Raw genomic sequence first — 24,509 nt, forward strand, 5'->3', positions numbered from 1 at the left:
AGGGGCGCCCGGCGTAACGCCGGGCGCCCCTCATCGTCGTACGACCGCTGTTGCTACAGCTTCTCGATCACGTAGTCGACGCACTTGGTCAGCGCCTCGACGTCCGCCGGGTCGATCGCCGGGAACATCGCGACGCGCAGCTGGTTGCGGCCCAGCTTGCGGTACGGCTCGGTGTCGACGACGCCGTTGGCGCGCAGCACCTTGGCGACGGCGGCGGCGTCGATGTCGTCGGAGAAGTCGATGGTGCCGATGACCTGGGAGCGCTTGGCCGGGTCCGAGACGAACGGGGCGGCGTACTTGGCCTCCTCCGCCCAGGCGTACAGGCGGGACGAGGAGTCCTTGGTGCGGCCGGTGGTGAAGTCCAGGCCGCCCTGGCCGTTCATCCAGTCCAGCTGCTCGCCCAGGAGGAACAGGGTGGCGAGCGCCGGGGTGTTGTACGTCTGGTTCTTGCGGGAGTTGTCGATCGCCGTCGGCAGCGAGAAGAACTCCGGGACGTGCCGGCCGCTCGCGTGGATCCGCTCGGCGCGCTCGATCGCGGCCGGGGAGAAGACGCCGATCCACAGGCCGCCGTCGGAGGCGAAGGACTTCTGCGGGGCGAAGTAGTAGACGTCGGTCTCGGCGATGTCCACGGGCAGGCCGCCCGCGCCGGACGTCGCGTCGACCAGTACGAGGGAGCCCTCGTCGGCCCCGGCCACGCGCTTGATGGGCATGGCGACGCCGGTCGAGGTCTCGTTGTGCGTGAACGCGTACACGTCCACGCCGGCCTCGGCCCGCGCTTCGGGGTGCGTGCCCGGGTCGGACGAGACGACCGTCGGCTCGGCCAGCCACGGGGCGAGCTTCGCGGCCTTGGCGAACTTGGAGGAGAACTCGCCGAAGCTCAGGTGCTGCGACCTGTTCTCGATCAGTCCGTGGGTCGCGACGTCCCAGAACGCGGTGGAGCCGCCGTTGCCGAGGATCACCTCGTAGCCGTCGGGGAGCCGGAACAGCTCGGAGATGCCCTCACGGACCTTGCCGACCAGGTTCTTGACGGGGGCCTGGCGGTGGGAGGTGCCGAGGAGGGACGTACCGGTGGCGGCCAGGGCGTCCAGCGCCTGAACCCGCACCTTGGAGGGACCCGCGCCGAATCGACCGTCCGCGGGCTTGATGTCAGCAGGAATCTGGATCTCAGCCACGTGCGGGAGCGTATCCCCTCGGCCAAACCGGACGGAGACATGTCCGTCCGATGAGACGAGATCTCCGCTGTGCGGACCTGTGCCAAGCCACAAGCGCTCATGCTGGAGGGCATGACCGATCTGGAGGCAGCACTGCGCGGCGCCGTACGCGGCGAGGTCGGATGCGACACCACGTCCCGGGCGCTGACCACCATGGACGCGTCCAACTACCGGCGGGTCCCGCTCGGGGTGGTGGCGCCGGTGGACGCCGACGACGTGGCGGCCGTGCTGGAGGTGTGCCGGGCGCGGGGCGTGCCGGTGGTGGCGCGGGGCGGCGGCACGTCGATCGCGGGGCAGGCGACCGGCACGGGCGTCGTCCTGGACTTCACCCGGCACATGAACCGGCTGGTCTCGCTCGACCCGGAGGCGCGCACGGCCGTCGTCCAGCCGGGGCTGGTCCTCGACCGACTCCAGGACGCCGCCGCCCCGCACGGGCTCCGCTTCGGCCCCGACCCCTCCACCCACAGCCGCTGCACGCTCGGCGGCATGATCGGCAACAACTCGTGCGGCTCCCACTCGGTGGCCTGGGGCACGACGGCGGACAGCGTGCGCGAGCTGAGCGTGGCCACCGCGCGGGGGCGGCGGCTGCGGCTCGGGCAGGAGTGGGCCGGGGCGCCGGAGGGGCTGCGGGAGCTGGTGGACGGCGACCTGGCCCGCCTGCGCACCGGCTTCCCGGACCTCCCGCGCCGCATCTCCGGCTACGCGCTGGACGCCCTGCTGCCCGAGAAGGGCGCGGACGTGGCCCGTTCCTTCTGCGGCTCGGAGGGCACGCTGGGCGTGCTGACGGAAGCCGTCGTCCGGCTGGTCGAGTCTCCGCGCGCGCGTGCGCTCGCGGTGCTGGGCTACGCCGACGAGGCGGGGGCGGCGGAGGCGGCGGCCGGGCTGCTGCCGCTCGGCCCCCTCACGGTGGAGGGCATGGCGGTGGACCTGGTGCCGTCCACGGAGGGGCTGCCGAGGGGCGGGGCCTGGCTGTTCGTGGAGACCGGCGGGGACACGGAGGCGGAGGCACGCGCGCGTGCGGAGGCGGTGGTCCGGGCGGCGGACGTCGTGGACGCCCTGGTGGTGACCGACCCGGCCGGGCAGCGGGCACTGTGGCGGATCCGGGAGGACGCGAGCGGTACGGCGACGCGGATGCCGGACGGTGCGGAGGCGTGGCCCGGCTGGGAGGACTGCGCGGTGCCGCCGGCCCGGCTGGGCGACTACCTGCGGGACTTCCGGAGCCTGCTCGCCGCCCACGGCCTGCGCGGCACGCCGTACGGGCACTTCGGTGACGGCTGCATCCACGTACGCATCGACTTCGACCTGCTGACGGCGGCCGGCGTCGCCCGCTTCCGCCGCTTCTCCGAGGAACTGGCGGAGCTCGTCGTGGCGCACGGCGGCTCGCTCTCCGGGGAGCACGGGGACGGGCAGGCGCGGGCGGAGCTGCTGCCGAGGATGTACGGCGAGGAGACGGTGGCCCTCTTCGAGCGCGCGAAAGGCGTCTGGGACCCGGACGACCTCCTCAACCCGGGGATGCTGGTCCGCCCGGCCCCGCTCGACGCGAACCTCCGCTTCGCCGTCCTGCCGCGCGAGCCGGTGGACGTGGAGTTCGGCTACCCCGCCGACGGGGGCGACTTCTCGGCGGCGGTGCGCCGCTGCGTGGGCGTCGCCAAGTGCCGTACGACGTCGGTGACCGGCTCGGGCGTGATGTGCCCGTCGTTCCGGGCGACGGGGGAGGAGGAGCACTCCACGCGGGGCCGCGCACGCCTGCTGCACGAGATGCTCGCCGGGGAGGTGGTGACGGACGGCTGGCGTTCCACGGAGGTCCGCGACGCGCTCGACCTGTGCCTGTCCTGCAAGGGATGCCGCTCCGACTGCCCGGTCGAGGTCGACATGGCCACGTACAAGGCGGAGTTCCTGCACCACCACTACGCCGGCCGTCGCCGCCCCGCCGCGCACTACGCGATGGGGTGGCTGCCGGTGTGGCTGCGGTGGGCGGCGCGGGCGCGGGTGGCGCCGGTCGTCAACGCGTTGGCGTCCGTGGGGCCGCTGGCCGCGGTGGCGAAGCGGCTGGGCGGGATCGCGGGGGAGCGGGAGGTGCCGCGGCTGGCGGGGGAGACGTTCAGCCGGTGGTGGCGGAGGCGGCCTGCGGAAGCGGGGCGGACCGGTGACCTGGTGGTCCTCTGGCCGGACACCTTCACCGAGCATCTGTCCCCGTCCGTGGGCCGGGCGGCGGTACGGGTGCTGGAGGCCGCGGGGCTGCGGGTGGTGCTGCCGCCGACGCTGCGGGGGCGTGTGGTGATCGGGGACGGCACGTCGAAGTCGGCTCTGGCGCTGCTGACCGCCCGCCGGGGCCGGGTCTGCTGCGGCCTGACGTACGTCTCCACGGGCCAACTGGACCGCGCCCGCGCGGTGATGCGCCACACCCTGGACCTGATGGCCCCGGTGCTGGAGACGTCCGCGCCGGTCGTCGTCCTGGAACCGAGCTGCGCCGCCGCCCTGCGCACGGACCTGCCCGAGCTGCTGCACGACGACCCGCGGGCGGCCCGGCTCGCCGCCCGCGTCCTGACCTTCGCGGAGGCCCTGGAGCGCCACGCCCCCGACTGGACCCCGCCCGCCGTGGACCGCCCGGCCACCGGTCAGACCCACTGCCACCAGCACGCGGTCCTGGGCGACGCGGCCGACCGCCGCCTGCGCGAGGCAGCCGGCCTGACCGGCGAGCTGAGCGGCGGCTGCTGCGGCCTCGCGGGCAACTTCGGCTTCGAGAAGGGCCACTACGAGGTGTCGGCCGCCTGCGCGGAGGACCAGCTGCTCCCGGCGGTGCGCGAGGCGCCGGACGGGGCGGTGGTCCTGGCGGACGGCTTCTCCTGCCGGACGCAGCTGGAGCAGTTGGGCGGGGTGCGGGGGCGGCATCTGGCGGAGGTGCTGGCGGAGGCGTTGGAGGCGGAGCGCCGGGCGGGTGGCGGCGGTCCCTCGGCCAGGTGAGGTCGAAGAAGGGGCGAACGAAGGCGGGTTGATGTACTTACCGCGCTCGTCTGAGAGCGGACCGGCGGGCCCGAGAGCCTCCTGCCGGTCCAGCTGGCACAGCCGGCCAGGGGATAGTGCTGATCAGCCCCGGCAGATGCAGAAGGGATGACCGGCCGGGTCGGTGAGTACACGCGCCCTGGCAGCCTCATGAGGCTGGTGATCCGGCTTCCCCGCACCCAGCTCCAGCAGCCGGGCCTCCGCCTCGTCCAGGTCCGCGACGTCGAAGCAGAGGTGCAGCTGCTGGGGAACGCTCTGGCCGGGCCAGACCGGCGCCCGGTAGTCGTCGACCCGCTGGAATCCGATGAAGAGGCCGTCCTCACGGTTGAGACCCGCGAAGTCGGCATCCGTATCCGGGTGGAGCTCAAGACCGGTGGCCTGCTGATAGAACGCCGCCAAAGTCGACGGGTCGGGGCAGTCGAGGGTGATCGCGGCCAACTTCATCTGCGGCGCCATGGCATCTCCGAGCCGATCGGTGAACCTTCCCGCGGACACCGTAGAGGCAGCGGCTCACCCTCGCTCAACATGTGGCCGAGCCGGGGCGGCCCCGGGGAGGAGCCGGGGCCGCCACCCCTCGTCGGCTTCTCAGCTCGCCGAGTCGAAGGCTTCCAGCCGCCGGCCGCGACTCTCGGCCACCCGCAGGACGTCGGCGAGGCACTCCGCCAGTCGCTCGGCGAGGTAGCGGAGTTCGCCGTGCGGCGCGTCCGGGAGGAGACAGCGGGCGTGGGCCAGGAGTTCGAGGCCCATCCCGAGCTGGGTGGACTCGGTGGTGTCGGCCAGGCGGGAGACGGGGCCGCCGTCGTTGTCGGTGATCAGGTAACAGGGCTTGCCCTCGGGGCCGGGCCAGGGGAGCAGGCGGGGCTCGGGTGACTGGGTCATGCCGCCGCCTCCAGTTCGTACGGCGCGCCTGCGGGGACGTACGGGCGTACAGCCGCTGTCTCGGCTCCGTCGAGGACGGAGGGGAGACCGTAGGGGCTGCGGTGGGAAGGGAGGGGGACCACGTCGGCGGCGGCCGGACGGTGCGGTGCGGGGCAGGCCCCTGGGCGTGGGCTGGTGCGGCGGTGAGTGCCTCGGGGGCTGAGCAGGAGGCTCACCCAGGTGACGAGGCGGCCGATAGGGTCGGTCATGTCATCAGCTCCGATCAGGAGTCAGCTGGTGGCCACGCCCCGGGGCCGGTCGGACGGCCGCCGGGGTCTTGCCGTGTCGGCGTGCGTGGCAGGGGCGGCCGAGGCAGCGCGACGGAGCGCTGTCCATGTGGGCACAGCAACACAGACTGGACCGGTGGACCGGTCCAGTCAAGCGGAACGTCAGTTCCCCTACCGCATGGGGTAGTTGTCGGTCTGCTCGAAGACGTGGGAGGGCGTGACGCCCTCCTCGCACACCAATGCGCGGTGCCCTTGGTCGAACGCCGTGTGCAGGACGACGGCGACTGCGGTCGGCTGTTCCACTTCCAGGAGGTGCGCCTCTTCGTCCGTGGCCAGGCGCACGGTGGTCACGTCGTTGCCCTCCACGGGGGCACGGCCCGTCTCGCGGCGGACGTAATGTGTCGTGCCCTCGGCGATCGGCCCCCTCGCGGACAGGCGTGGCGCGGCGTCCGCCACCGAGGCCGGAAACCACGCGGTCACCAGACTGTGCGGCGAGCCGTCGTCGAGGAGCATGAGCCGGACCCGACGCAAGGCCTCCTCGCCGTGCGTCAGTCCCAAGGCATCGGCGACGTGAGCAGGCGGAACTGCACGGTCCGGTGCGCCGAGGCGGCGGTACGGTGTTCCGCCCGACAGCCGACTGGAACCCGCCCGACGTCCACCGGCGGGCCGGGCGACAGGAGTCTCCGTGACAAGAAAGCCGGAGCCCTGGCGTGCGACGACGAGACCGTCGTGGCGCAGGATGTCGTACGCCTTGACCACGGTGGCCCGCGATACGCCCCACTGTTCGGCCAGGTCACGGCCTGAAGGCAGCAGGTCACCCGGCCCGAACTCACCGTTCGCGATCCGGGTGCGCAGATCAGCGGCGATCTGCTCGTACTTCAGTAGCGGCATGACACTCTTTCCCGATCACTGGACTGGTCCACCGGTTCGACACCAGAATGCACGGATGACGAGCCTTGAGGTGACGCCGGAGATCGTGAGGTTCTACAGCGAGACCGTCGACGAGGCGGCCCGGTTGCTCACCACCGCCGACGGGCGTCTGGAGATGGTACGTACGCAGGAGTTGCTGCGCCGGTACCTCCCCTCCCCGAGGGCTCGGGTACTCGATGTCGGCGGCGGGCCCGGTACACACGCGCGCTGGCTCGTTGCAGACGGGTACGCCGTTCACCTGGTCGATCCCATTCCCCGGCACGTGGAACAGGCCAGGGTCACGGGCGCGAGTGTCGAACTCGGTGATGCCAGAAGCCTCACGGCCGGCACCGGTTCCTACGACGTCGTGCTCATGCTGGGACCCCTCTATCACCTGCCGGAACGGACGGACCGGGACCGTGCACTGGCAGAGGCCCGCCGTGTGCTCAAGCCCGGCGGACTGCTGGCGGTCGCCGGCATCAACCGGTACGCGTCCCTCTTCGAGCATGCCGCGTACGCGCACCTGCACAAGGAGTCGATGAGGGAGAGCATCGGCAACATCCTCGCCACCCGGATCCATGACGGGAAGAAGGCGTTCACCACGGCCTACTTCCACAGCGGGGAGCAGCTGCGCGACGAGGTGGCGGCGGCAGGCTTCGTCGGCGCGGACGTCTTCGGGATCGAAGGGCCTGCCTGGTCGCTGCTGGCGGCGGCGGAGCGGAACACCGGCCAGTCGTTCCGTGAGTCGAGCCTGTTCGAGTCCGTCCTCACCGCCGCCCGTATGGCCGAGCCGTACCCGGAGTTGCTGGCCGCGAGTTCGCATCTGCTGGCGGTGGGGCGTCGGCAGGAGTGAGGGAGGCCGGCCGCTCGGCAGGGTGCCGATCGACCTCCGGCCACGGCACGCCGGGCGTGCCCGGTGAGGAACCGCAGGACGAGAACACGGTCCTCGTCTCCCCGGACACCGGGGGCGTCAACCGGCTGTCCGGGGAGACCTTCGACGACACCGAGGGGCTGGGCTTTCTGATGGGCGGCGGAGGGGTCGCCCGGTAGGGCCCGCGGGACGCTCTGGGGTGGTGCCGGCACCACCCCAGGGGCGGTGGCTGCCCGGCTGCTGCCGAGATCCGCAACTTCCTAGTGTCTGCCTCATGTTGAAGAGGACAGCGCACACAGTCATCGCCCTCGCTGTGACCGCGGGCACCGTGGCCGCGGCGGGCACCGCCGCCGCGGCGGCAGGACACGGCGACCGGGTCGTCGTACGCACCGACAAGGGCCCGGTGCGCGGGACGGCCGCCGGCGCGGTACGCACGTTCCAGGGCATCCCCTACGCCGCCCCGCCCACCGGCGAACGCCGCTGGGCACCCCCGGCGCCCGCGAGACGCTGGCACGGGGTGCGGGACGCCACCGAACCGGGCGCCGCCTGCCCCCAGACCGGGGCCGTCCCGCCGGCCGGGCCCGCGTCCTCCACCGAGGACTGCCTCTTCCTCGACGTCACCACGCCGCGTGCCGCGTCCGACAGGCCGCGGGCCGTGATGGTCTACCTGCACGGTGGCGACCACACCGACGGCGCGGGTGCCATGCACGGCGCCCGGAGACTGGCCGCCCAGGGCGACGTGATCGTAGTGACGGTCAACTACCGCCTCGGCGCCCTCGGTTACCTGGCCCACCCGGACCTGGAACGCCGGGGCGAGTCCGGCAACTACGGCTTTCTCGACCAGCAGGCGGCACTGCGCTGGGTGGAACGCAACGCCGCCGCCTTCGGCGGAGACCCGGAGAACGTGACGCTCTTCGGCGAGTCCGCCGGTGCCACCAGCACGTGCGCGCATCTGGTCGCCCCGTCCTCGGCCGGCCTCTTCGACCGGGTCGTCCTGCAGAGCGGTGCGTGCCTGCGCGCCGAGGCGACGCGCGAGCGCGCCGACGCCTTGGGCCAGGGCGAGGATGCCGCCGAGGCGATCGAGGAAAGGATCACGGAGAGCGGCGGGACGTCCGACTGGCGCACGGCGGACCCCCGGCACCTGGTGTACGACTTCGGACAGACCCCCTACCCGTACGGGCCGGTCTACGGCGGCGAGCTGCTGCCGCGCACTCCCCAGGAGGCCATCACCACCGGCAGGTTCAACAAGGTGCCCGTGCTGCAGGGAATCAACCGCGAAGAGGGCCGCGCGATGGTGTACGGGGCGGAGCTGGCCAAGAGGTACGCGACCCGGGACCCGGAAGCCACCCTCGACGAGGCCGACTACCGCGCCCGCCTGGAGGAGGACCTCGGCCCGGAGAAGGCCGCCGCCGTCGCCGCCCGGTACCCCGTCTCCGCGTACGACGGCAGCCCGGCCCTGGCCCTGTCGGCGGTCCTCACCGACGCCGACCAGGCCCGGTACACCGTCGACACCGGCCGCGCGCTCGCCCGCGCTGTCCGCACCTACACCTACGAGTTCGCCGACCGGGAGACACCCTGGTACGCCGATGCCGAAACGTACGCCAAGCCCTCCTTCCCGATGGGCGCCGCGCACACCTTCGAGCTGCCCTACCTCTTCGAGCTCACCGAGTTCGACCCGCTCACCGAGCCCCAGCGAGCCCTGTCCGACGCGGTGATCCGTATCTGGTCCGACTTCGCCCGCAGGGGTGAGGCCCCTTGGAAGGCGACCACCCCGTCCGCGCTGAACGCGCGCTCGCTCGCGTCGGGAACGGGCGGCATCCGCCCGGTCGACTTCGCGAAGGACCACCAGTACGACTTCTGGAAGTCCCTGGGCTGACCCCGGCCGCACGGAGGTCCGGGACGCCCTCGATCTGTGCCCGTCCTGCAAGGGCTGCCGCCCCGGGGTTGGGGCGGTCCCCAGAAACGGAGGACAGAACGGCCCGAGTGTCCTCGGCCCGCTCAGTTGAGCCCGCGCAGCCTCCGTCCTCGGCTCTCGGCCACCCGCAGTGCGTCCGCGAGGGCTTCGGTGAGGTGCTCGGCGAGGAAGCGGAGCTCGCCGTGCGGCGCGCCCGTGAGGAGGTACGGGCGTACGGCCACGGTCTTGGTGCCGTCGAGGGTGGTGGGCAGGCTGTGGGGGCTGCGGTGGGAGTGACCGCGAACAGCGAGCCGGCCGACATCGCCGCGCCGTACGCGTGCCGCACCCCGGTCCACGGCACCGCCGCGCCCGCGTCGGGGCGGCCCGCGCCTGAGGGCGCCGCCGACTTCGACGGGGACGGTCACTCCGACCTGGCCTTCGGCTCGAGGGGGAGTGTGAACGGCGGGAGTATCGAGGTCGCGTACGGGGCGGGGGACGGGACGGGGGTCGGCCGGTGCCAGTACCTCACCCAGGACGATGCCGGGATACCCCTGCTGATGGGCGGCGGTGGGATCGCCCTCCAGGCGCCTCCGTCCTCGCCGCCACGTGTGGTCTAGGACACGATCGGACCTATATGACTCATAGCGTGGTCTCGACCGACGGAGCAGAACACCGGAAGGCGGAGACCATGACCACTCTCGACGAGTCGACCACCCGCGACCTGACCACCGGCGACCCGGCCGAGGCCCCGGCCGTCACCGGTGAGCGCGCCGACCTGCTGGAGATGCTGGCCCACCAACGGCACTTCCTGCGCTTCACCACCCGTGACCTCACCGACGAGCAGGCCGGACTCCGGACCACCGCGAGTGAGCTCTGCCTGGGCGGCTTGATCAAGCACGTGTCCTCGGTCGAGCGGAGCTGGGCGGACTTCATCGTGAACGGCCCGTCGGCGATGGGAGACTTCACGGCCATGACCGAGGCCGACTGGGCCCAGCGGGCCGACGAGTTCCGGTTGCTGCCCGGTGAGACGCTGGCCGGCGTCCTGGCCGACTACGCCGAGGCGGCCCGCCGGACCGACGAACTGGTCGCCACGCTGCCCGACCTGGGGGCCACGCAGCCGTTGCCGAAGGCCCCGTGGTTCGAGGCCGACAGGCAGTGGTCGGCCCGCCGGGTGCTGATGCACATCGTCGCCGAGACCGCCCAGCACGCCGGCCATGCCGACATCATCCGCGAGTCCCTGGACGGTGCCAAAAGCATGGGCTGACCGGCGGCGTCCGGCCGTACGGCCGTCGTACGGCTACTGGAAGACGCCCGGCCGGTCCGGCCGGGTCACTTCGGAAAGCGGTACTTCAGGTGGGTTGCCAGGGGCGTCTCGACGACCCTGAGCTGTTCGAGGCCGTGCCGCACCGCGCCCGGCCCCTCGAAGAGGCGCAGCCCGTCGCCGAGGAGCACGGGCACCACGTGCAGCTGGAGTTCGTCGATGAGCCCGGCTCCGAGGTACTGCCGCACCGTGCTCGCCCCGCCCGCGATGTCGACGTTCCGGTCCCCGGCGGCGGCCTTCGCCTGCTCCAGGGCACTGTGGATGCCGTCGGTGACGAAGGTGAAGGTGGTGCCGCCCTCCTTCACCAGGGTGGGGCGGGGCCGGTGGGTGAGGACGAAGACCGGGGTGCGGAACGGCGGGTTGTCGCCCCAGAACTCCTCGCCCGTGTCGTACATCATCCGGCCCATGACCACGGCTCCGGTGGCGTCGAACCACTCGCGGATCAGCTCCGAGTCGCGGTTCTCCACCCCGCCGGACATGCCCTGGCGCTCCCGCCAGCTCGCCAGGGTGTGGATCCAGTCGAAGACCGGTTCGGCGCCGTCGCCGCCCGGGTTGTCGAGGGTGACGTTCGGGCCGGCGACGTAGCCGTCGAGGGTGATGGCCAGGTCCGCGGTCACGGTCATGAGGAGTGCTCCCGAAGTCGTGGGGTGTGCTGCCTTCACCCTCACGTCGATCGGGAGACCGCGTTCTCGACACCGTCCGCGTGGGCGGTTCAGGGCACCGTCTCGCCCCGTATCAGCGGATGGCACACCGGCTGGACGCCCTCGGGGAGGTCGTCCGGGCGGCACCAGCGGGCCTCCAGGATCTCGAACGGGTCGATGCGCAGCTCACCGCCCAGCAGACGGGCCTCGTAGGCCACTTCGAGGCGGGTGCGGAAGCCGCTGTTCAGCATGACCAGGCGGCCCGCCTCCACGTCGAGGTTCGTTTCCTCCCTGACCTCGCGGACCACGGTCTGCCGGAAGTCCTCGCCCTTGCGCGCGAAGCCGCTCGGCAGACCCCACTGGCGGCCCGGCGGCCACATCCGGTGCTTCAGCAGCAGGACCCGCCCCTCGTCGTCGCGCACGACGCCGGTCACGCCGACGACGAACTTGGCGTTCAGGAACCACATGACGCGGCTCTGGAAGGGCCGCAGGAGCCGCCAGAGACGGGCAAGGAGTCGTCGCACGGGACCTCGGGGGTGTGGTGGTGGGGTGGCGGGCAGCGGCATCAGCCAAGGGGACGGTACCCGCCGCGGCGCCCGGCCGACCGGCCGTCCCCCGGCATCCCGCCGCCCTGCTGCTCCCGGGCCGCCCGGCCACCCGCCGACCTGCCGTCCCCCCGGCCACCCGCACGCGCCCCGCCCCGGCCCGCCTCGCCTCGTCCCGTCCCGGCCGCGCCGACGGTCGCCCGGCCGCCCAGCGTCACCGGTCGGCGTCACCGACCCGGCGTCCCGATCCCGAGGACAGGGCGCCGGTCCGGATGGCGGACGGGATTGACCCGGACGGGGCGAGGGACTCATCGTCAGGTGCGTGACCATTGCACGGTCCTGTCCGGAGGTCATTACCCTGGAGCGGTCGGTGCAGTGCAGGCGCAGTGCAGGTGCACTGCGCCGCCCGACGCCCGGCAGGAGTCCCGTTCCCGTGCCAAGCCCCCAGGAAGGCCCCGTGACCACCCCCAGCGCCGCCACCCCGTCCACCCCGGCCGCCGCCGCATCCGGGGCGGGCCCGGGGTCCCCGTCCACCCCGACGGGCCGCGGCACCCTGGGACCGGTCGGCCTGGTCCTCGCCGGTGGCCTCTCCGTGCAGTTCGGTGCCGCACTGGCGGTGAGCCTCATGCCCCGGGCCGGTGCGCTCGGCGTGGTGACCCTGCGGCTGGCCGTGGCCGCCGTCGTCCTGCTGCTCGTCTGCCGGCCCCGGCTGCGCGGCCACTCCCGGGCCGACTGGGGCACGGTCGTCGTCTTCGGTATCGCCATGGCCGGCATGAACGGCCTCTTCTACCAGGCCGTCGACCGCATCCCCCTCGGCCCCGCCGTCACCCTGGAGGTGCTCGGCCCGCTCGCCCTGTCCGTCTTCGCCTCCCGCCGCGCGGTCAACCTGGTCTGGGCCGCGCTCGCCCTGGCCGGCGTCTTCCTCCTCGGCGGCGGAGGCTTCGACAGCCTCGACCCGGCCGGTGCCGCCTTCGCGCTGGGGGCGGGCGTGATGTGGGCGGCGTACATCGTCTTCAGCGCGCGTACGGGCCGCCGCTTCCCGCAGGCCGACGGGCTGGCCCTCGCCATGGCGGTCGGGGCGGTGCTGTTCCTGCCGCTGGGCATCGCCGAGTCGGGCGGCAAGCTCATCGAACCGTCCACGCTCGCGCTGGGCGCCGGGGTCGCCCTGCTCTCCTCCGTGCTGCCCTACACCCTCGAACTCCTCGCCCTGCGCCGACTGCCCGCACCCACCTTCGCCATCCTCATGAGCCTGGAGCCCGCCATCGCCGCGGCGGCCGGTTTCCTCGTCCTCGACCAGGCCCTGTCCGCCACCCAGTCCGCCGCTATCGCCCTGGTCATCGCGGCCAGCATGGGGGCGGTGCGGACCCAGGTGGGACGGGGGAGCAGAGGGAAGCGTCAGTTGCCGGGGCCGGGGGACGACGGCCGGTAGCGCTGCCGGGGCCGGGGGACACGGCCGGCAGTGCTGCCGGCGCGCGGCGCACCGGGTGCGGCGGCAGTACACCGTCGCCTCGAACGCGGAGGGCCCCCGCACCCCTTGGTGCGAGGGCCCCGGACCGTCATGGAGCTCAGTCGGCCAAGTTCCGCTTCCGGGAGCGCGACGGGCTTTCCGCGGGAAGCGGCCCCGTACGCGCAGGGCGGGAGGCTGTCCCGGGTGGGGTAGAGGTAGCAGGTGCTCTCGGGCTCCGGTTCGTTCTCCCGTTCCGCCTTGCGCCGTTCCTCGGCCTGCTGCCGGGCCCTGGCCTCCTCGGCCTCACGCAGTTCGACCACACGGCTCCAGGCGCCGGCCGCCGCGGCCTCCGCCTCCTGGGCGCTCTTGCCGGCGGCGAGTGCGGAAGCGCGTGCCTCGTCCGCCGCCTCGTCGGCCATGGCGGCGGAGGAACGTGCGTAACGGGCGGAGAACTCCGCCTGGGCGGCGGACTCCGCGGTGGCGACGGCGTCCTGCTCGGCCCGGTCGGCCGCCGCACGGGCGGTGGTGGCCCACGTCCTGGCTACGGTCGCGCTGCTCGCGGGAGACGGTCGTCAACGTACCCAGCAACGAGTACCAGCCGGTCGGCGAGTCCGGCGACACCGGGCTGCGCTCCGCCCCGGTCGAACTCCGCGTCGCCGGCTGAGGGCGACCGGCCGCGTCACAGACCGCTGACGTCCGGCCGCGTCACCGTCCCGCCCGCGGACAGCCACCGGCGTCCTCTCCCGTCTGCGACGGAGGGGCGGGCGACCGCCGGGAACGAGTCGTCGAGCCGTGGGCCCGGCCGCTGGACGGAGCGCTGGACCGACGCTCACGGACCGAGCCGCTCCACCCGCCACCCGCCGTCCGCCCGAGCCACGTACCGCAGCCGGTCGTGCAGCCGGTTCTCCCGCCCCTGCCAGAATTCCACCGCGTCCGGCACCACCCGGAACCCGCCCCAGTGCGGCGGCACCGGCACCTGCTCGCCCTCCGGATACCGTGCCGCCAGCTCGGCGTACGCGGCGTCCAGGGCGTCCCGGCCCGCCACCACCGACGACTGGGCGCTGGCCCACGCGCCCAGCTGCGAGCCGTGCGGCCTCGTCCGGAAGTATCCGGCGGTCTCGTCCCGCCCGGTCCGCCGCGCCGTCCCCGTCACGATGACCTGCCGGGCCATCGGATGCCACGGGAACAGCAGCGACACGTGAGGGTTCCCGCCCAGCTCACGGCCCTTGCGCGAGTCGTAGTTGGTGTAGAAGACGAACCCCCGCTCGTCGAAGTGCTTCAGCAGCACCGTGCGGGAACTGGGCCGGCCCTCGGCGTCCGCCGTGGAGACGACCATGGCGTTCGGCTCGAACAGCCCGCCCTCCGTCGCGGCCTGCGCGAACCAGCGCGCGAACTGCTTCACGGGCGTGGCGGCCAGCTCGGACTCGGAAAGCCCCTCGGCCCGGTACTGCTTGCGCATCGAGGCGAGATCGAAGGGGACGGCATCGCGGTCGGTCACACCGGCCATCCTGCCGTATCCACCGTGCCCTCCACCGCGCTCTTCGTCACCATGTGGCACTCAGTGCCGCGACCCCTCCCCAAAGGTGGCACTCGGAGATATCGTGCTGGTCCCGTCCCGGTTGGATGACTCCCGGCGGAACGGGGCATCACACGGGTGACCGAAGACCAGGACCGCGAGTCGTCGTACGACCGCGGATCCGCAGGACCCGGTGATCCGAGACGGGCCGGTCGCCACACATCACGATCACGAGGAGCCGCCTGATGTCCGACTTCGTACCCGGGCTCGAAGGAGTCGTCGCGTTCGAGACGGAGATCGCCGAACCCGACAAGGAAGGCGGCGCCCTCCGCTACCGCGGCGTCGACATCGAGGACCTCGTCGGGCACGTCTCCTTCGGCAACGTCTGGGGCCTGCTCGTCGACGGCGCCTTCAACCCCGGCCTGCCGCCCGCCGAGCCCTTCCCCATCCCCGTCCACTCCGGCGACATCCGCGTGGACGTCCAGTCCGCCCTCGCCATGCTCGCGCCGGTCTGGGGCCTCAAACCCCTCCTCGACATCGACGCCGAGCAGGCCCGCGCCGACCTCGCCCGCGCCGCCGTCATGGCCCTGTCCTACGTCGCCCAGTCCGCCCGCGGCCAGGGCCGGCCCATGGTCCCGCAGCGCGAGATCGACAAGGCCCAGTCCGTCGTCGAACGCTTCATGATCCGCTGGCGCGGCGAACCCGACCCCAAGCACGTCGCCGCCGTCGACGCCTACTGGACCTCCGCCGCCGAGCACGGCATGAACGCCTCCACCTTCACCGCCCGCGTCATCGCCTCCACCGGCGCCGATGTGGCCGCCGCCCTCTCCGGAGCCGTCGGCGCCATGTCCGGCCCGCTGCACGGCGGCGCCCCCTCCCGCGTCCTGCACATGATCGAGGAGATCGAACGCACCGGCGACGCCGAGGCCTACGTCAGGAAGACCCTCGACGCGGGCGAGCGCCTCATGGGCTTCGGCCACCGCGTCTACCGCGCCGAGGACCCCCGCGCCCGCGTCCTGCGCCGCACCGCCCGCGAACTGGGCGCCCCCCGCTACGAGGTCGCCGAAGCCCTGGAGAAGGCCGCCCTGGCCGAGCTCCACGCCCGCCGCCCCGACCGCGTCCTGGCCACCAACGTCGAGTTCTGGGCCGCCATCATGCTGGACTTCGCCGAGGTCCCGGCCCACATGTTCACCTCGATGTTCACCTGCGCCCGCACGGCCGGCTGGTCCGCCCACATCCTCGAACAGAAGCGCACCGGCCGCCTGGTCCGACCCTCCGCCCGCTACGTGGGCCCCGGCTCCCGCGACCCGCGCGAGATCGAGGGGTACGACACCATCGCGCACTGACACCGACCCCGTACACGCAGACGACCCGCGAGTCTGGTTCCTCCGGGGAGGAGCCGGCCGGACGTACCGGCGACTCGCGGGTCGGGTGACTGCTGGGGATTGGGCCGGCTGCACGCGTCTGTCACGCGCTGGTCCGGCACCGCACTCCGTGTGGTGACGGGCCGCTAGCCCGCAGCCACCTCACGCGTCCGGTTCTCATACATCTGCCGAACCACCTCCCTTCTCGTGTACTGCACACCCTAGGAACCGTTCGGCCGCCGGGCAATCGGTTTTCCGAGCCGCTTCGCGGCCGGTCTCCCATGGACGCTTCTTCGCTGGTCACCTACCGTTCCGCCCATGACGGAGCGACAGGGGGAGCCGCCGGTCAGGCGGACGATTGTCAGTGGGTCGGCCTTCGAGGAGCGGATCGGGTACGCCCGGGCCGTCGTCGACGGGGACCGGGTGCACGTGTCGGGGACGACCGGGTTCGACTACGCGGCGATGACCATCGCCGAGGACGTGGTGGAGCAGGCCGAACAGTGCCTGCGGAACATCGGGACGGCGCTCGCCGAGGCGGGGTGCGGGTTCGGGGACGTGGTGCGGGTGCGGTACCTGCTGCCCGCCCGGGAGGACTTCGAGCCGTGCTGGCCCGTGCTGCGGCGGGCGTTCGGGGATGTGCGGCCCGCGGCGACGATGATGGTGTGCGGGCTCGCGGACGAGCGGATGCGGATCGAGATCGAGGTGGACGCGCGGCGCGGGCCCGTCGGTCCGGGGGCGGGGCTGCGGATCGAGGCCGTCGACGGCGACGCGAGGGCGGAGGAGTGGCGGCACGTCCGCAACATGATCGTGCCGCCCGCCGCGATGACCCCGGACGAGGCGCGTGAGCGCGGCGGGCGGTACCGGCTGGAGAATGCCTACCTCGGTGACGTGCTCGTCGGCTGCTCCACCGTGCGTCCGCCCGAGGGGGAGGAGCGGGCGGCGACCGTGATCGCCCGGGTGCTGCCCGCGTACCGGGGGCGTGGGATCGGTGCGGCGCTGTACGCGTCGGGGCTGGAGCACGCGCGCGTGCTCGGTGCCGGCGCGGTGCAGACCGTCGTACTGGCGGCCGACGCCGACGGACTGCGGTTCGCCGAGGCGCGGGGTTTCGTGGAAGCGGAGCGGTACGTACCGGCCGGCGGGAGCGACGAGTGGGTCGGTCTGCGGCTGGCCTCGCCCCCGTCATGACGGGGGCGTATGCCGAGTTTCCGCAGCACAACGATTTCCGCAATCTTGCGGGAACCGGATGTGTGCTGCATCACGTTCGAGTTGAATGAAGGCCAGTGATGGCCAGTGATGGCCAGTGAGCGAACCGGCGTACGGTGCGGCGGACGCAGCCTGCAGGGGGTCCAGGTGAGTGCTTCCCGGCGTAGTGGGACCACCGACGAGCTGGGGCCGGACGAGCCGGCACAGCCCGAGCGGGACGGCGCGGACCTGCTGGCCGCGCTGCTCGACGGGATGGACGCCGCCCTGTGCGCGTTCGACGTGGACGGTGTCGTCACGCACTGGAACCGCGAGGCGGAGCGGATCCTGGGCTGGACCGCGGCCGAGGCCGTGGGGCGGCAGGGCTTCGCCGGGTGGGCCGTGCGCAGGGCGGACGCCGGGGAGGTCGAGGAGCGGCTGCTGTCCGTGATGCGGGCCCCGGGACGGCAGGTGCACGAGTTCGCGCTGCTGACCAAGGACGGCGGGCGGGTGCTGGTGCGCACCCAGTCCGCGGCCGTACGCGGCCCCGACGGCCGGCCCGCGGGGGTGTACTGCGCGTTCAGCGAGGTGCACGCGCAGATCGACCTGGAGCGGTCCATCGCGCTGAGCGAGGCCCTGCTGGAGGACGCGAGCTGGGGCGTCGTGCTGGTGGACGTGGATCTGCGCCCCGCCGTCGTGAACGCCCACGCCGCGCGGGCGCTGGGCACCGGGCGTACGTCCGTACTGGGCCGGCCGCTCGGCGACCTGCTCGCCCAGGGCGTGGAGGAGCTGGAGAACGCGCTGACGCATGTGCTGGCGGAGGGCGCGCCGCCCGCGCCCGCCGAGGTGTGGGTGAGCGTGCGCTCTCCGGAGGGGGAGCGGCGCCGGTGCTGGCGCAGCGGGTTCGTACGGCTGGCGTCGCCGCTCGCGGAGGAGCCGGTGCCGTTGGGCGTCGGCTGGCTGTTCCAGGACGTCACGGAGTCGAAGCAGGGTGAGCAGGAGGCGGCGCTGCTGCGGTTCCGGGCCAACCAGCTGCACCGCGCGGCGCGTGCGGCGGCCGAGTGCGAGGACCCGGCGGAGGCGGCGGTCGTCCACCTGGACTTCGCGCTCGCCGGGTTCGCCGACCACGCCCTGATCGACCGGGTCGTGGGCGGGGCGGTGGCGGACACCGACGCGGCGGAGCCGGTCCGGCTGGTCCGGGTCGCGGCCACGCCGTCCGGCGCGCCGGGGCCGAGCCTGCCGGCCGGGACGGCCGGGATGCCGGTGCGCTACGGCGAGGGGCATCCGGCGGTGCAGTGCGTGGAGCGGGTGGGTTCGGTGCGGGCCAGTGCCGGTGTCCGGGCGCTGCCGGCCGAGCGGGTGCGTGAGTGGGCCGCGGCCCGGCAGTGGCCGGCGGACACGGTGCACGGGCTGTGCGCCGTGCTGCGCAGCCGGGGCCGGACACTGGGCGTCGTGACGTTTCTGCGGGGCTCGGGGCGGAGCGCGTTCGAGAGGTCCGACGCGATGTACGCCGAGGACGTGGCGGTCCGGATCGCGACGGCCCTGGATCTGGGCGGCGCGGTCGAGAAGCGGTAGCGGGGCGCCGGCGGGCGGTGCCGGTCGACCGCGTCCCGCCTCCGGTCCCAGCGGTGGGAGCCGGGTCCGCCCGGGTCTCAGTGGCAAGGACCGCGTCCGCCCGGGTCTCGGCGGTGGCGACGGTGGTCGCCCCGGTCTCAGTGGTGGGGGCCGGGTCCGCCCCGGTCTCAGTGGCGGTAGAAGATCCGGTCCCGGTACTGCTCCAGTACCCGCCCGTTCCATTCGTGGCCGCCGTCCACGTTGCCCGAGCGCAGCAGCGGCGGCTCGATGCCGCGGTCGGCGAGGGCGGCGGCCGCCGTGGCCATCACGGCCTGGAGGAGGGCGCTGGTGACGACCGTGGAGGCGGGGGCGAAGGGCGCCGGGACGGTGTCGAGGGTGAGTTCCGCGTCGCCGACGGCGATCTTGGAGTCCAGCACGATGTCGCAGTGGTCCTTGAGGAAGGTGCCGGAGGCGTGCCGCGACCTGGTCTCGGAGGCGTACGCCACCGAGGTCACCCCGATGACCCGCACGCCGAGCGCGCGGGCGTTCACGGCCATTTCCACGGGCAGGGCATTGCGCCCGGAGAGGGAGATGATCACCAGCGTGTCGCCCTCGCGGAGCGGCGAGGAGTCGAGTACGGCGCTCGCGAGGCCGTCCACGCGTTCCAGGGCGGAGCCGAGCGTGGCCGGCATCACGTCGACGCCGACGACGCCGGGCACGGCGAGCAGGTTCATCAGGGCGAGTCCGCCGGCGCGGTAGACGACGTCCTGGGCGGCGAGGGAGGAGTGACCGGCGCCGAAGGCGAAGAGCCGGCCGCCGTTCTGCACGGTGTCGGCGAGCAGCGTGCCGGCCGCCTCGATGGTGCCGGCCTCCTCGTCGCGGACGCGTCGCAGGAGGTCGATCGCCGTGTCGATGAACTGGCCGGCCGGCTTGCGGTCGCTCATGCGGGGCCCCTTCGGAGTGGCGGCTGTGGCTGCGTCGCGGATCACCGTGCGGTCTGGACCAGTGCGGTGTCAATACGGCGTGGTGGGCCGCACGGGCCCGGGTTTTCGCGGCGAGGCACGGTTGTCGGTGGTATGCGTCAGAATTGAACACAGGGCCAGCGCACGCGCCGGTGGGCCGTAGCCTCCGGCAATCTCATCAAGGGGCACGTATGTCCGGACTGATCGACACCACGGAGATGTATCTCCGCACCATCCTCGAGCTGGAGGAGGAAGGCGTGGTCCCGATGCGCGCCCGGATCGCCGAACGGCTCGATCAGAGCGGCCCGACGGTCAGCCAGACGGTGGCGCGGATGGAGCGCGACGGACTGGTGTCCGTGGCGGCCGACCGGCATCTGGAGCTGACGGAGGAGGGCCGTCGGCTGGCCACCCGCGTGATGCGCAAGCACCGGCTCGCGGAGTGCCTGCTCGTCGACGTGATCGGGCTGGAGTGGGAGCAGGTGCACGCCGAGGCGTGCCGCTGGGAGCACGTGATGAGCGAGGCCGTCGAGCGCCGCGTGCTGGAGCTGCTGCGGCACCCGACCGAGTCGCCGTACGGCAACCCGATCCCGGGCCTGGAGGAGCTGGGCGAGACGGACGGCGCCGATCCGTTCCTGGACGAGGGCATGGTGTCACTCGCCGACCTGGACCCGGGTCCGGAGGGCAAGACGGTCGTCGTGCGCCGCATCGGCGAGCCGATCCAGACGGACGCGCAGCTGATGTACACGCTGCGCCGGGCGGGTGTGCAGCCCGGTTCGGTGGTCAGCGTGACGGAGTCGGCGGGCGGTGTGCTGGTGGGCAGCGGCGGCGAGGCGGCCGAGCTGGAGTCGGACGTCGCCTCCCACGTGTTCGTCGCCAAGCGCTGAGTGGCGGCCAGGGGGCTGTCGGCCTCCCGCCCCCGGGGAATCACGCGCCACCGCGCCACCGCGCGATCGCGCCGATTCCGGGTCCAGTGAGCCGAACAGCAGCGCCCGGACGCTTCGCGTGCAAGGCTGTGGCGTGAGGCATATGACGTAAGGGGCTCTTGGCCGCGGTGGCATGACAGCGATGTCGCCGGTCGGAGAGGGGGAGGGCGTTGCCGGAGAGAGCGAGAGGGCCCCGGCGCCGTGTGGCGCCGGGGCCTGTCCTCCCCTGTGCTGACCCGGAGCCCCGAGCTCTCAGGGTCAATCCCCTCGGACCGTTTTCCCCGAGCGGTCCGCCTCCCGATGAAGATCTCCCCCCGGCGACGGCGATCAATCCCTGAAGGGTGTCACTCGAATGAGGGGTGTTGCCCGTCGGGACAGCGGTTTCGAATGAGTATTCGATACTCTGCGGATGTCGAAGAGCCGCTGACCCGGCGGCAGGCACGGCGGCAGCAACGACAAGGCACGGCAGGCAGGACACGGTTCACAGGACCGGCCGACCCGTGAGGGGCGAGCGGTCCGAGCGGAGCTTGGGGGTGCCAACCTATGGCGCGGCGCATCGACGTGACCGGCGCGGGCGGCGTACGCCTCGCGGCCTGGGAGTTCGGGGACCCTCCCAAGACCGACCGGCCGCACGACCGGCCGCAGGCCGGGACGCACGGCAGGGCCGGTGACCTCCCGGGCGTGCTGTTACTGCACGGTCTGATGGGCCGCGCCTCGCACTGGGCCCCCACGGCCCGCTGGCTCTCCGCCCGCCACCGGGCCGTCGCCCTCGACCAGCGCGGCCACGGCCGCAGCGACAAGCCCCCGCGGGCGTCCTACACCCGGGAGGCCTACATCGAGGACGTCGAGGCCGCCCTGGAACAGCTCGGCCTCGGCCCGGCCGTCCTGATCGGCCACGCCATGGGCGCGCTGACCGCCTGGCAGCTCGCCGCCAAACGCCCCGACCTGGTCCGCGGCCTGATCATCTGCGACATGCGGGCCTCCGCGCTCGGCGCCGCCTCGCAGCACACCTGGACCGAGTGGTTCCGCGCCTGGCCGGTCCCCTTCGCCACCCTCGCCGACGTACGCAAGTGGTTCGGCGAGGACGACCCGTGGGTGGAGCGCCCGAATCCGGCCCGGGGCGCGTTCTACGCCGAGGTGATGGCCGAGGCCGCGGACGGCTGGCGGCCCGTCTTCGAGCCGGAGCAGATGCTCAGGTCCCGGGAGACCTGGATCTACGACGCCCACTGGGAGGAGCTGGCCCAGGTCCGCTGCCCGACCCTGGTCGTCCGCGGCCTCGACGGCGAGCTGGGCCGCGCCGAGGCGCAGGAGATGGTCCGGGTGCTGCCGCGCGGCCAGTACGCGGAGGTCGCCGACGCCGGCCACCTCGTCCACTACGACCAGCCGGAGGCGTGGCGGGCGGCCATCGAGCCCTTCCTGGACAGCCTCCGGGAGAGCTGACCACGGGCGGCCGACCCGGCGGCCGGTCCCTCGCCGACGGCCGCCGCAGGCCCACCCCGGCGGCCCGTCACCCCTTGCTGACCGCCGTGAGGATCTCCGGCAGCCGCCCCGCCGTGCGGGGCGCGGCCAGCCGCAGGCCGAGCAGCGTCAGCGCGGCGCCGTACGCCGCGCCCACCGGCAGCAGCAGCAGCCGGCTCGACGCGTCGCCGCCCTCGCTGAGGTTCAGCCAGATCGTCAGCGCGATCACCGGAGCGCACAGCAGGGCCGCGCCGACCATGCCGCCGAGGATCGAGATCCAGGCCAGTCCGACCTGGCCGGGGGCGACGTTCTTGTACCCCTCCTGCGGGATGGAGTACGGGAAGCGCGCCGAGGTCCACGCGCCGGTCGCCAGCATCGCGCCCAGCAGGGCGAAGGACAGGCCCAGGGCCTCGGGCAGCGTCCGCCAGTCGTCGAGGATCGCCGTGGTCAGCACCGTGACGAGGGTGGCGTACGGCAGGGTGATCAGCAGCAGGGCCAGCGCACGGGCCCGCAGCTCGACGTACGCGTCCCGCGTCGACGAGATCGTCATCGCGACCATCCAGAACGCCGACGTGTCCTGCCCGAACTGGTTGTACATCTGGAGGCCGAGCATCCCGGCGGCGAAGCACGCGAAGTACACCGAGCCGGTGCCCTGCCAGGCGTTGAACACCGGCACGATCAGGCCGATGGCCAGCGACGTCACCCACGCCGCCTTGGTCTTCGGGTCCCGCCACACGTAGCGCAGGGTGCGTTCCATCGTCGTACCCGTGCGGCCCGCGGGCAGCAGCCGGGCGAGTCCCGACGAGCCGCGCTCGCGCACCGGGCGCGTGTCGCTCCGCAGCGTCGATCCGTCCGGCGTGGTCATCAGCCGTGTCAGATGCCGCTCCCACACCCACAGCAGCAGGACGAGGGCCGCCGCGGTCCCCGCCAGCTGGGCGAGCGCGACACCGTACGAGCCCTCGCCCGCCGCGTCCATCGCGCCGATCGCCGACGCGGGCGGCACCCAGCGCAGCACGTCGGCCGCCGGGTCGAGCTGCTCCAGCCCCGACGAGCCCAGCCGCTGCGCACCGAAGTTGACGAGCTGCGCGCCGACCGCGACGACCAGTCCGCTCAGTACCGCCAGGTCGCGGCCCTTGCGGCTGGTCAGCAGCCGTACGTTGGCGGCGGCGACGGCCCGCGCGAGCGTCACGCACACCAGCAGCGCGAGGACCGCGCCGGCGACGCCGACGGCGTACGCCGCCCCGCCGTGCGCGACCGCGACCACGGAACCGGCGAACATGCACAGCGTGAACAGCGGCCCGATGCCCACCAACGAGGCCGTGAGCAGGGCCCGGACCAGCGGGCGGGGCCGCAGCGGCAGCATCACCAGCCGGGTGGGGTCGAGCGTCTCGTCCCCACCCGGGAAGAACAGCGGCATCACCGCCCAGCCGAGGCCCAGCACCGCCGCCAGCAGGACGACGAGGGAGTCCACGTGCGCGTGTCCGCGCAGGGCGATCAGGCCGATCAGCTGGAGCGCCGCGAAGAGCAGCACCACGACGGCCGAGGCGACGTAGGCGGCCCGCCGTCCGCCGGACTGCCGCAGTCCGTTGCGCAGCAGGGACAGTTTCAGCCGTACGAAGACGGACGTGAGGGACGCGGCGGGCGCACCGGACGCGGCAGGCGCGTCCGGCGTGCCGGGCGTGCCCGGAATACCGGAGCCGAAGGGTGCGGCCTTCGCGCTCATCGGGACCCGCCGCCCAGCCAGTCCAGGTCGGAACCCGCGTCCCGCTCCCCGGCACCGACGAGTTCGAGGAACGCCTGCTGCAACGAGGCCGCATCGCCGCGCACCTCGGCCAGGGTGCCGGTGGCGCGGATGCGGCCGGCGGCCATGACGGCCACCCAGTCGCACAGGGACTCCACCAACTCCATGACGTGGGAGGAGAAGACGACGGTGGCCCCCGAGGCGGTGTAGCGCTCCAGCACACCCCGGATCGTCTGCGCCGAGACGGGGTCCACGCCCTCGAACGGCTCGTCCAGGAACAGCACTTCCGGGTTGTGCAGCAGTGCGGCCGCCAGCCCGGCCTTCTTCCGCATGCCGGTCGAGTAGTCGACGACCAGCTTGTGCTGGGCCCCGGACAGGCCGAGCACGTCGAGCAGCTGCGTGGCCCGCTTGTCGACCTCCGCCCCCGGAAGCCCGCGCAACCGCCCCGTGTAGGCGAGCAGTTCCCGCCCCGACAGCCGCTCGAACAGCCGCAGCCCCTCGGGCAGCACCCCGATCCTGGCCTTCACCTCGACCGGATCGCGCCACACGTCGTGCCCGACGACCTCGACCGACCCCTGGTCCGGCCGGAGCAGCCCGGTCACCATGGACAGGGTGGTGGTCTTCCCCGCCCCGTTCGGCCCGACGAGGCCGATGAACTTTCCCGCGGGCAACTCGAGATCGATCCCGCTCACGGCGACCTGCTGCCCGAACCGCTTCCAGAGCCCTTGCACACGCACGGCGCTCGCGCCCACCACGTCTCCCTCCGTCACATACGCACCCTACGGGGGACAGCGCCCGGAAGGGGCGCGGGGGAACCGCGCGATC

General features: G+C 73.2%; 25 protein-coding genes. 12 read left to right on the forward strand and 13 right to left on the reverse strand.

Annotated features, from left to right (window positions below; translation table 11 throughout):
• Positions 1-53 precede the first annotated feature (53 nt).
• Complete coding sequence (gene serC / locus ACP4IX_RS13995) at positions 54-1,172, reverse strand: phosphoserine transaminase (protein ID WP_426555650.1); 1,119 nt, start codon at positions 1,170-1,172, stop codon at positions 54-56.
• 111 nt (positions 1,173-1,283) lie between these two features.
• Between serC and ACP4IX_RS14000 the strand changes: the two genes are divergently transcribed.
• Positions 1,284-4,175, forward strand: coding sequence for an FAD-linked oxidase C-terminal domain-containing protein (locus ACP4IX_RS14000; protein ID WP_426555651.1), 2,892 nt, complete (start codon positions 1,284-1,286; stop codon positions 4,173-4,175).
• A 123-nt stretch (positions 4,176-4,298) separates the two neighbouring features.
• Here the strand turns inward: ACP4IX_RS14000 and ACP4IX_RS14005 are convergent, their stop codons facing one another.
• The 4 genes from ACP4IX_RS14005 to ACP4IX_RS14020 all read right to left on the reverse strand — a co-directional run bounded on the left by ACP4IX_RS14005 (position 4,299) and on the right by ACP4IX_RS14020 (position 6,250).
• Complete coding sequence (locus ACP4IX_RS14005; RefSeq protein ID WP_426520482.1) at positions 4,299-4,670, reverse strand: VOC family protein; 372 nt, start codon at positions 4,668-4,670, stop codon at positions 4,299-4,301.
• 129 nt (positions 4,671-4,799) lie between these two features.
• Positions 4,800-5,093, reverse strand: a complete 294-nt coding sequence (locus ACP4IX_RS14010) for a hypothetical protein (protein ID WP_426555652.1) — start codon at positions 5,091-5,093, stop codon at positions 4,800-4,802.
• Positions 5,090-5,341 (reverse strand): hypothetical protein, encoded by a 252-nt coding sequence (locus tag ACP4IX_RS14015; RefSeq protein ID WP_426555653.1) that lies wholly within the window; start codon positions 5,339-5,341, stop codon positions 5,090-5,092. Before ACP4IX_RS14015 ends, ACP4IX_RS14010 begins: the two co-directional genes overlap by 4 nt.
• Positions 5,342-5,530: 189 nt before the next feature.
• A complete protein-coding gene (locus tag ACP4IX_RS14020; RefSeq protein WP_426555654.1) occupies positions 5,531-6,250 on the reverse strand; it encodes a GntR family transcriptional regulator in 720 nt (239 codons plus the stop codon).
• 55 nt (positions 6,251-6,305) lie between these two features.
• On the opposite strand from ACP4IX_RS14020, the gene ACP4IX_RS14025 reads away from it, so the two are divergent.
• The 3 genes from ACP4IX_RS14025 to ACP4IX_RS14035 all read left to right on the forward strand — a co-directional run bounded on the left by ACP4IX_RS14025 (position 6,306) and on the right by ACP4IX_RS14035 (position 9,015).
• A complete protein-coding gene (locus ACP4IX_RS14025) occupies positions 6,306-7,121 on the forward strand; it encodes a class I SAM-dependent methyltransferase (protein WP_426555655.1) in 816 nt (271 codons plus the stop codon).
• Between the two features lie 56 nt (positions 7,122-7,177).
• On the forward strand, positions 7,178-7,318 hold the full coding sequence (locus ACP4IX_RS14030; RefSeq protein WP_426555656.1) for a hypothetical protein: 141 nt from the start codon (positions 7,178-7,180) through the stop codon (positions 7,316-7,318).
• Positions 7,319-7,413: 95 nt separating this feature from the next.
• The gene (locus ACP4IX_RS14035; RefSeq protein ID WP_426555657.1) at positions 7,414-9,015 is read left to right on the forward strand and encodes a carboxylesterase/lipase family protein; all 1,602 of its coding nucleotides are present in this window, start codon (positions 7,414-7,416) and stop codon (positions 9,013-9,015) included.
• Positions 9,016-9,137: 122 nt separating this feature from the next.
• Here ACP4IX_RS14035 and ACP4IX_RS14040 read toward each other — a convergent pair whose 3' ends face one another.
• Complete coding sequence (locus tag ACP4IX_RS14040) at positions 9,138-9,275, reverse strand: hypothetical protein (RefSeq protein ID WP_426555696.1); 138 nt, start codon at positions 9,273-9,275, stop codon at positions 9,138-9,140.
• A gap of 51 nt (positions 9,276-9,326) precedes the next feature.
• On the opposite strand from ACP4IX_RS14040, the gene ACP4IX_RS14045 reads away from it, so the two are divergent.
• A complete protein-coding gene (locus ACP4IX_RS14045; protein ID WP_426555658.1) occupies positions 9,327-9,650 on the forward strand; it encodes a hypothetical protein in 324 nt (107 codons plus the stop codon).
• 71 nt (positions 9,651-9,721) lie between these two features.
• Positions 9,722-10,297, forward strand: a complete 576-nt coding sequence (locus ACP4IX_RS14050; protein WP_426555659.1) for a DinB family protein — start codon at positions 9,722-9,724, stop codon at positions 10,295-10,297.
• A gap of 65 nt (positions 10,298-10,362) precedes the next feature.
• On the opposite strand, the gene ACP4IX_RS14055 is transcribed toward ACP4IX_RS14050, so the two are convergent.
• Complete coding sequence (locus ACP4IX_RS14055; RefSeq protein ID WP_426555660.1) at positions 10,363-10,977, reverse strand: dihydrofolate reductase family protein; 615 nt, start codon at positions 10,975-10,977, stop codon at positions 10,363-10,365.
• Positions 10,978-11,066: 89 nt separating this feature from the next.
• Positions 11,067-11,519 (reverse strand): NUDIX hydrolase, encoded by a 453-nt coding sequence (locus ACP4IX_RS14060; protein WP_426555661.1) that lies wholly within the window; start codon positions 11,517-11,519, stop codon positions 11,067-11,069.
• A 478-nt stretch (positions 11,520-11,997) separates the two neighbouring features.
• Between ACP4IX_RS14060 and ACP4IX_RS14065 the strand changes: the two genes are divergently transcribed.
• Complete coding sequence (locus ACP4IX_RS14065; RefSeq protein ID WP_426555662.1) at positions 11,998-12,969, forward strand: EamA family transporter; 972 nt, start codon at positions 11,998-12,000, stop codon at positions 12,967-12,969.
• Here the strand turns inward: ACP4IX_RS14065 and ACP4IX_RS14070 are convergent.
• Together ACP4IX_RS14070 and pdxH are read right to left on the reverse strand one after the other, a co-directional pair.
• Complete coding sequence (locus tag ACP4IX_RS14070; protein ID WP_426520462.1) at positions 12,936-13,406, reverse strand: hypothetical protein; 471 nt, start codon at positions 13,404-13,406, stop codon at positions 12,936-12,938. The two genes, ACP4IX_RS14065 and ACP4IX_RS14070, sit on opposite strands and share 34 nt — an antisense overlap.
• A gap of 410 nt (positions 13,407-13,816) precedes the next feature.
• Positions 13,817-14,494, reverse strand: coding sequence for a pyridoxamine 5'-phosphate oxidase (pdxH, locus tag ACP4IX_RS14075; RefSeq protein WP_426520460.1), 678 nt, complete (start codon positions 14,492-14,494; stop codon positions 13,817-13,819).
• Between the two features lie 254 nt (positions 14,495-14,748).
• Between pdxH and ACP4IX_RS14080 the strand changes: the two genes are divergently transcribed.
• The 3 genes from ACP4IX_RS14080 to ACP4IX_RS14090 all read left to right on the forward strand — a co-directional run bounded on the left by ACP4IX_RS14080 (position 14,749) and on the right by ACP4IX_RS14090 (position 18,621).
• Entirely contained in the window at positions 14,749-15,849 is a 1,101-nt protein-coding gene (locus tag ACP4IX_RS14080) for a citrate synthase 2 (protein WP_426555663.1), read from the forward strand.
• 336 nt (positions 15,850-16,185) lie between these two features.
• Positions 16,186-17,052 (forward strand): GNAT family N-acetyltransferase, encoded by an 867-nt coding sequence (locus ACP4IX_RS14085; protein ID WP_426555664.1) that lies wholly within the window; start codon positions 16,186-16,188, stop codon positions 17,050-17,052.
• A gap of 108 nt (positions 17,053-17,160) precedes the next feature.
• Positions 17,161-18,621: a PAS domain-containing protein gene (locus ACP4IX_RS14090; RefSeq protein WP_426555665.1), complete on the forward strand. Its 1,461-nt coding sequence runs from the start codon at positions 17,161-17,163 to the stop codon at positions 18,619-18,621.
• Positions 18,622-18,788: 167 nt separating this feature from the next.
• On the opposite strand, the gene ACP4IX_RS14095 is transcribed toward ACP4IX_RS14090, so the two are convergent.
• Complete coding sequence (locus ACP4IX_RS14095; protein WP_426555666.1) at positions 18,789-19,544, reverse strand: SIS domain-containing protein; 756 nt, start codon at positions 19,542-19,544, stop codon at positions 18,789-18,791.
• Between the two features lie 209 nt (positions 19,545-19,753).
• On the opposite strand from ACP4IX_RS14095, the gene ACP4IX_RS14100 reads away from it, so the two are divergent.
• The gene (locus tag ACP4IX_RS14100) at positions 19,754-20,446 is read left to right on the forward strand and encodes a metal-dependent transcriptional regulator (RefSeq protein ID WP_426520450.1); all 693 of its coding nucleotides are present in this window, start codon (positions 19,754-19,756) and stop codon (positions 20,444-20,446) included.
• A gap of 582 nt (positions 20,447-21,028) precedes the next feature.
• Positions 21,029-21,925: an alpha/beta fold hydrolase gene (locus tag ACP4IX_RS14105; protein ID WP_426520448.1), complete on the forward strand. Its 897-nt coding sequence runs from the start codon at positions 21,029-21,031 to the stop codon at positions 21,923-21,925.
• Positions 21,926-21,992: 67 nt separating this feature from the next.
• On the opposite strand, the gene ACP4IX_RS14110 is transcribed toward ACP4IX_RS14105, so the two are convergent.
• Together ACP4IX_RS14110 and ACP4IX_RS14115 are read right to left on the reverse strand one after the other, a co-directional pair.
• Positions 21,993-23,666 (reverse strand): transporter, encoded by a 1,674-nt coding sequence (locus tag ACP4IX_RS14110; RefSeq protein WP_426555667.1) that lies wholly within the window; start codon positions 23,664-23,666, stop codon positions 21,993-21,995.
• A complete protein-coding gene (locus tag ACP4IX_RS14115; RefSeq protein ID WP_426520444.1) occupies positions 23,663-24,454 on the reverse strand; it encodes an ABC transporter ATP-binding protein in 792 nt (263 codons plus the stop codon). Before ACP4IX_RS14115 ends, ACP4IX_RS14110 begins: the two co-directional genes overlap by 4 nt.
• Positions 24,455-24,509 lie beyond the last annotated feature (55 nt).

The sequence above is a fragment of the Streptomyces sp. WG5 genome, from assembly GCF_049974565.1.
In the GTDB taxonomy this organism is placed as follows: Bacteria; Actinomycetota; Actinomycetes; order Streptomycetales; family Streptomycetaceae; genus Streptomyces.

Coding starts and splice junctions, on each gene's coding strand:
- ACP4IX_RS14110 (WP_426555667.1), bottom strand. CDS start 23,666: ATGAGCGCGAAGGCCGCACCCTTCGGCTCCGGTATTCCGGGCACGCCC.
- ACP4IX_RS14035 (WP_426555657.1), top strand. CDS start 7,414: ATGTTGAAGAGGACAGCGCACACAGTCATCGCCCTCGCTGTGACCGCG.
- ACP4IX_RS14090 (WP_426555665.1), top strand. CDS start 17,161: ATGGCCAGTGAGCGAACCGGCGTACGGTGCGGCGGACGCAGCCTGCAG.
- ACP4IX_RS14085 (WP_426555664.1), top strand. CDS start 16,186: ATGACGGAGCGACAGGGGGAGCCGCCGGTCAGGCGGACGATTGTCAGT.
- ACP4IX_RS14005 (WP_426520482.1), bottom strand. CDS start 4,670: ATGGCGCCGCAGATGAAGTTGGCCGCGATCACCCTCGACTGCCCCGAC.
- ACP4IX_RS14025 (WP_426555655.1), top strand. CDS start 6,306: ATGACGAGCCTTGAGGTGACGCCGGAGATCGTGAGGTTCTACAGCGAG.
- ACP4IX_RS14105 (WP_426520448.1), top strand. CDS start 21,029: ATGGCGCGGCGCATCGACGTGACCGGCGCGGGCGGCGTACGCCTCGCG.
- ACP4IX_RS14015 (WP_426555653.1), bottom strand. CDS start 5,341: ATGACCGACCCTATCGGCCGCCTCGTCACCTGGGTGAGCCTCCTGCTC.
- ACP4IX_RS14080 (WP_426555663.1), top strand. CDS start 14,749: ATGTCCGACTTCGTACCCGGGCTCGAAGGAGTCGTCGCGTTCGAGACG.
- ACP4IX_RS14050 (WP_426555659.1), top strand. CDS start 9,722: ATGACCACTCTCGACGAGTCGACCACCCGCGACCTGACCACCGGCGAC.
- ACP4IX_RS14000 (WP_426555651.1), top strand. CDS start 1,284: ATGACCGATCTGGAGGCAGCACTGCGCGGCGCCGTACGCGGCGAGGTC.
- ACP4IX_RS14100 (WP_426520450.1), top strand. CDS start 19,754: ATGTCCGGACTGATCGACACCACGGAGATGTATCTCCGCACCATCCTC.
- ACP4IX_RS14010 (WP_426555652.1), bottom strand. CDS start 5,093: ATGACCCAGTCACCCGAGCCCCGCCTGCTCCCCTGGCCCGGCCCCGAG.
- ACP4IX_RS14095 (WP_426555666.1), bottom strand. CDS start 19,544: ATGAGCGACCGCAAGCCGGCCGGCCAGTTCATCGACACGGCGATCGAC.
- ACP4IX_RS14020 (WP_426555654.1), bottom strand. CDS start 6,250: ATGCCGCTACTGAAGTACGAGCAGATCGCCGCTGATCTGCGCACCCGG.
- ACP4IX_RS14070 (WP_426520462.1), bottom strand. CDS start 13,406: ATGGCCGACGAGGCGGCGGACGAGGCACGCGCTTCCGCACTCGCCGCC.
- pdxH (WP_426520460.1), bottom strand. CDS start 14,494: ATGGCCGGTGTGACCGACCGCGATGCCGTCCCCTTCGATCTCGCCTCG.
- ACP4IX_RS14055 (WP_426555660.1), bottom strand. CDS start 10,977: ATGACCGTGACCGCGGACCTGGCCATCACCCTCGACGGCTACGTCGCC.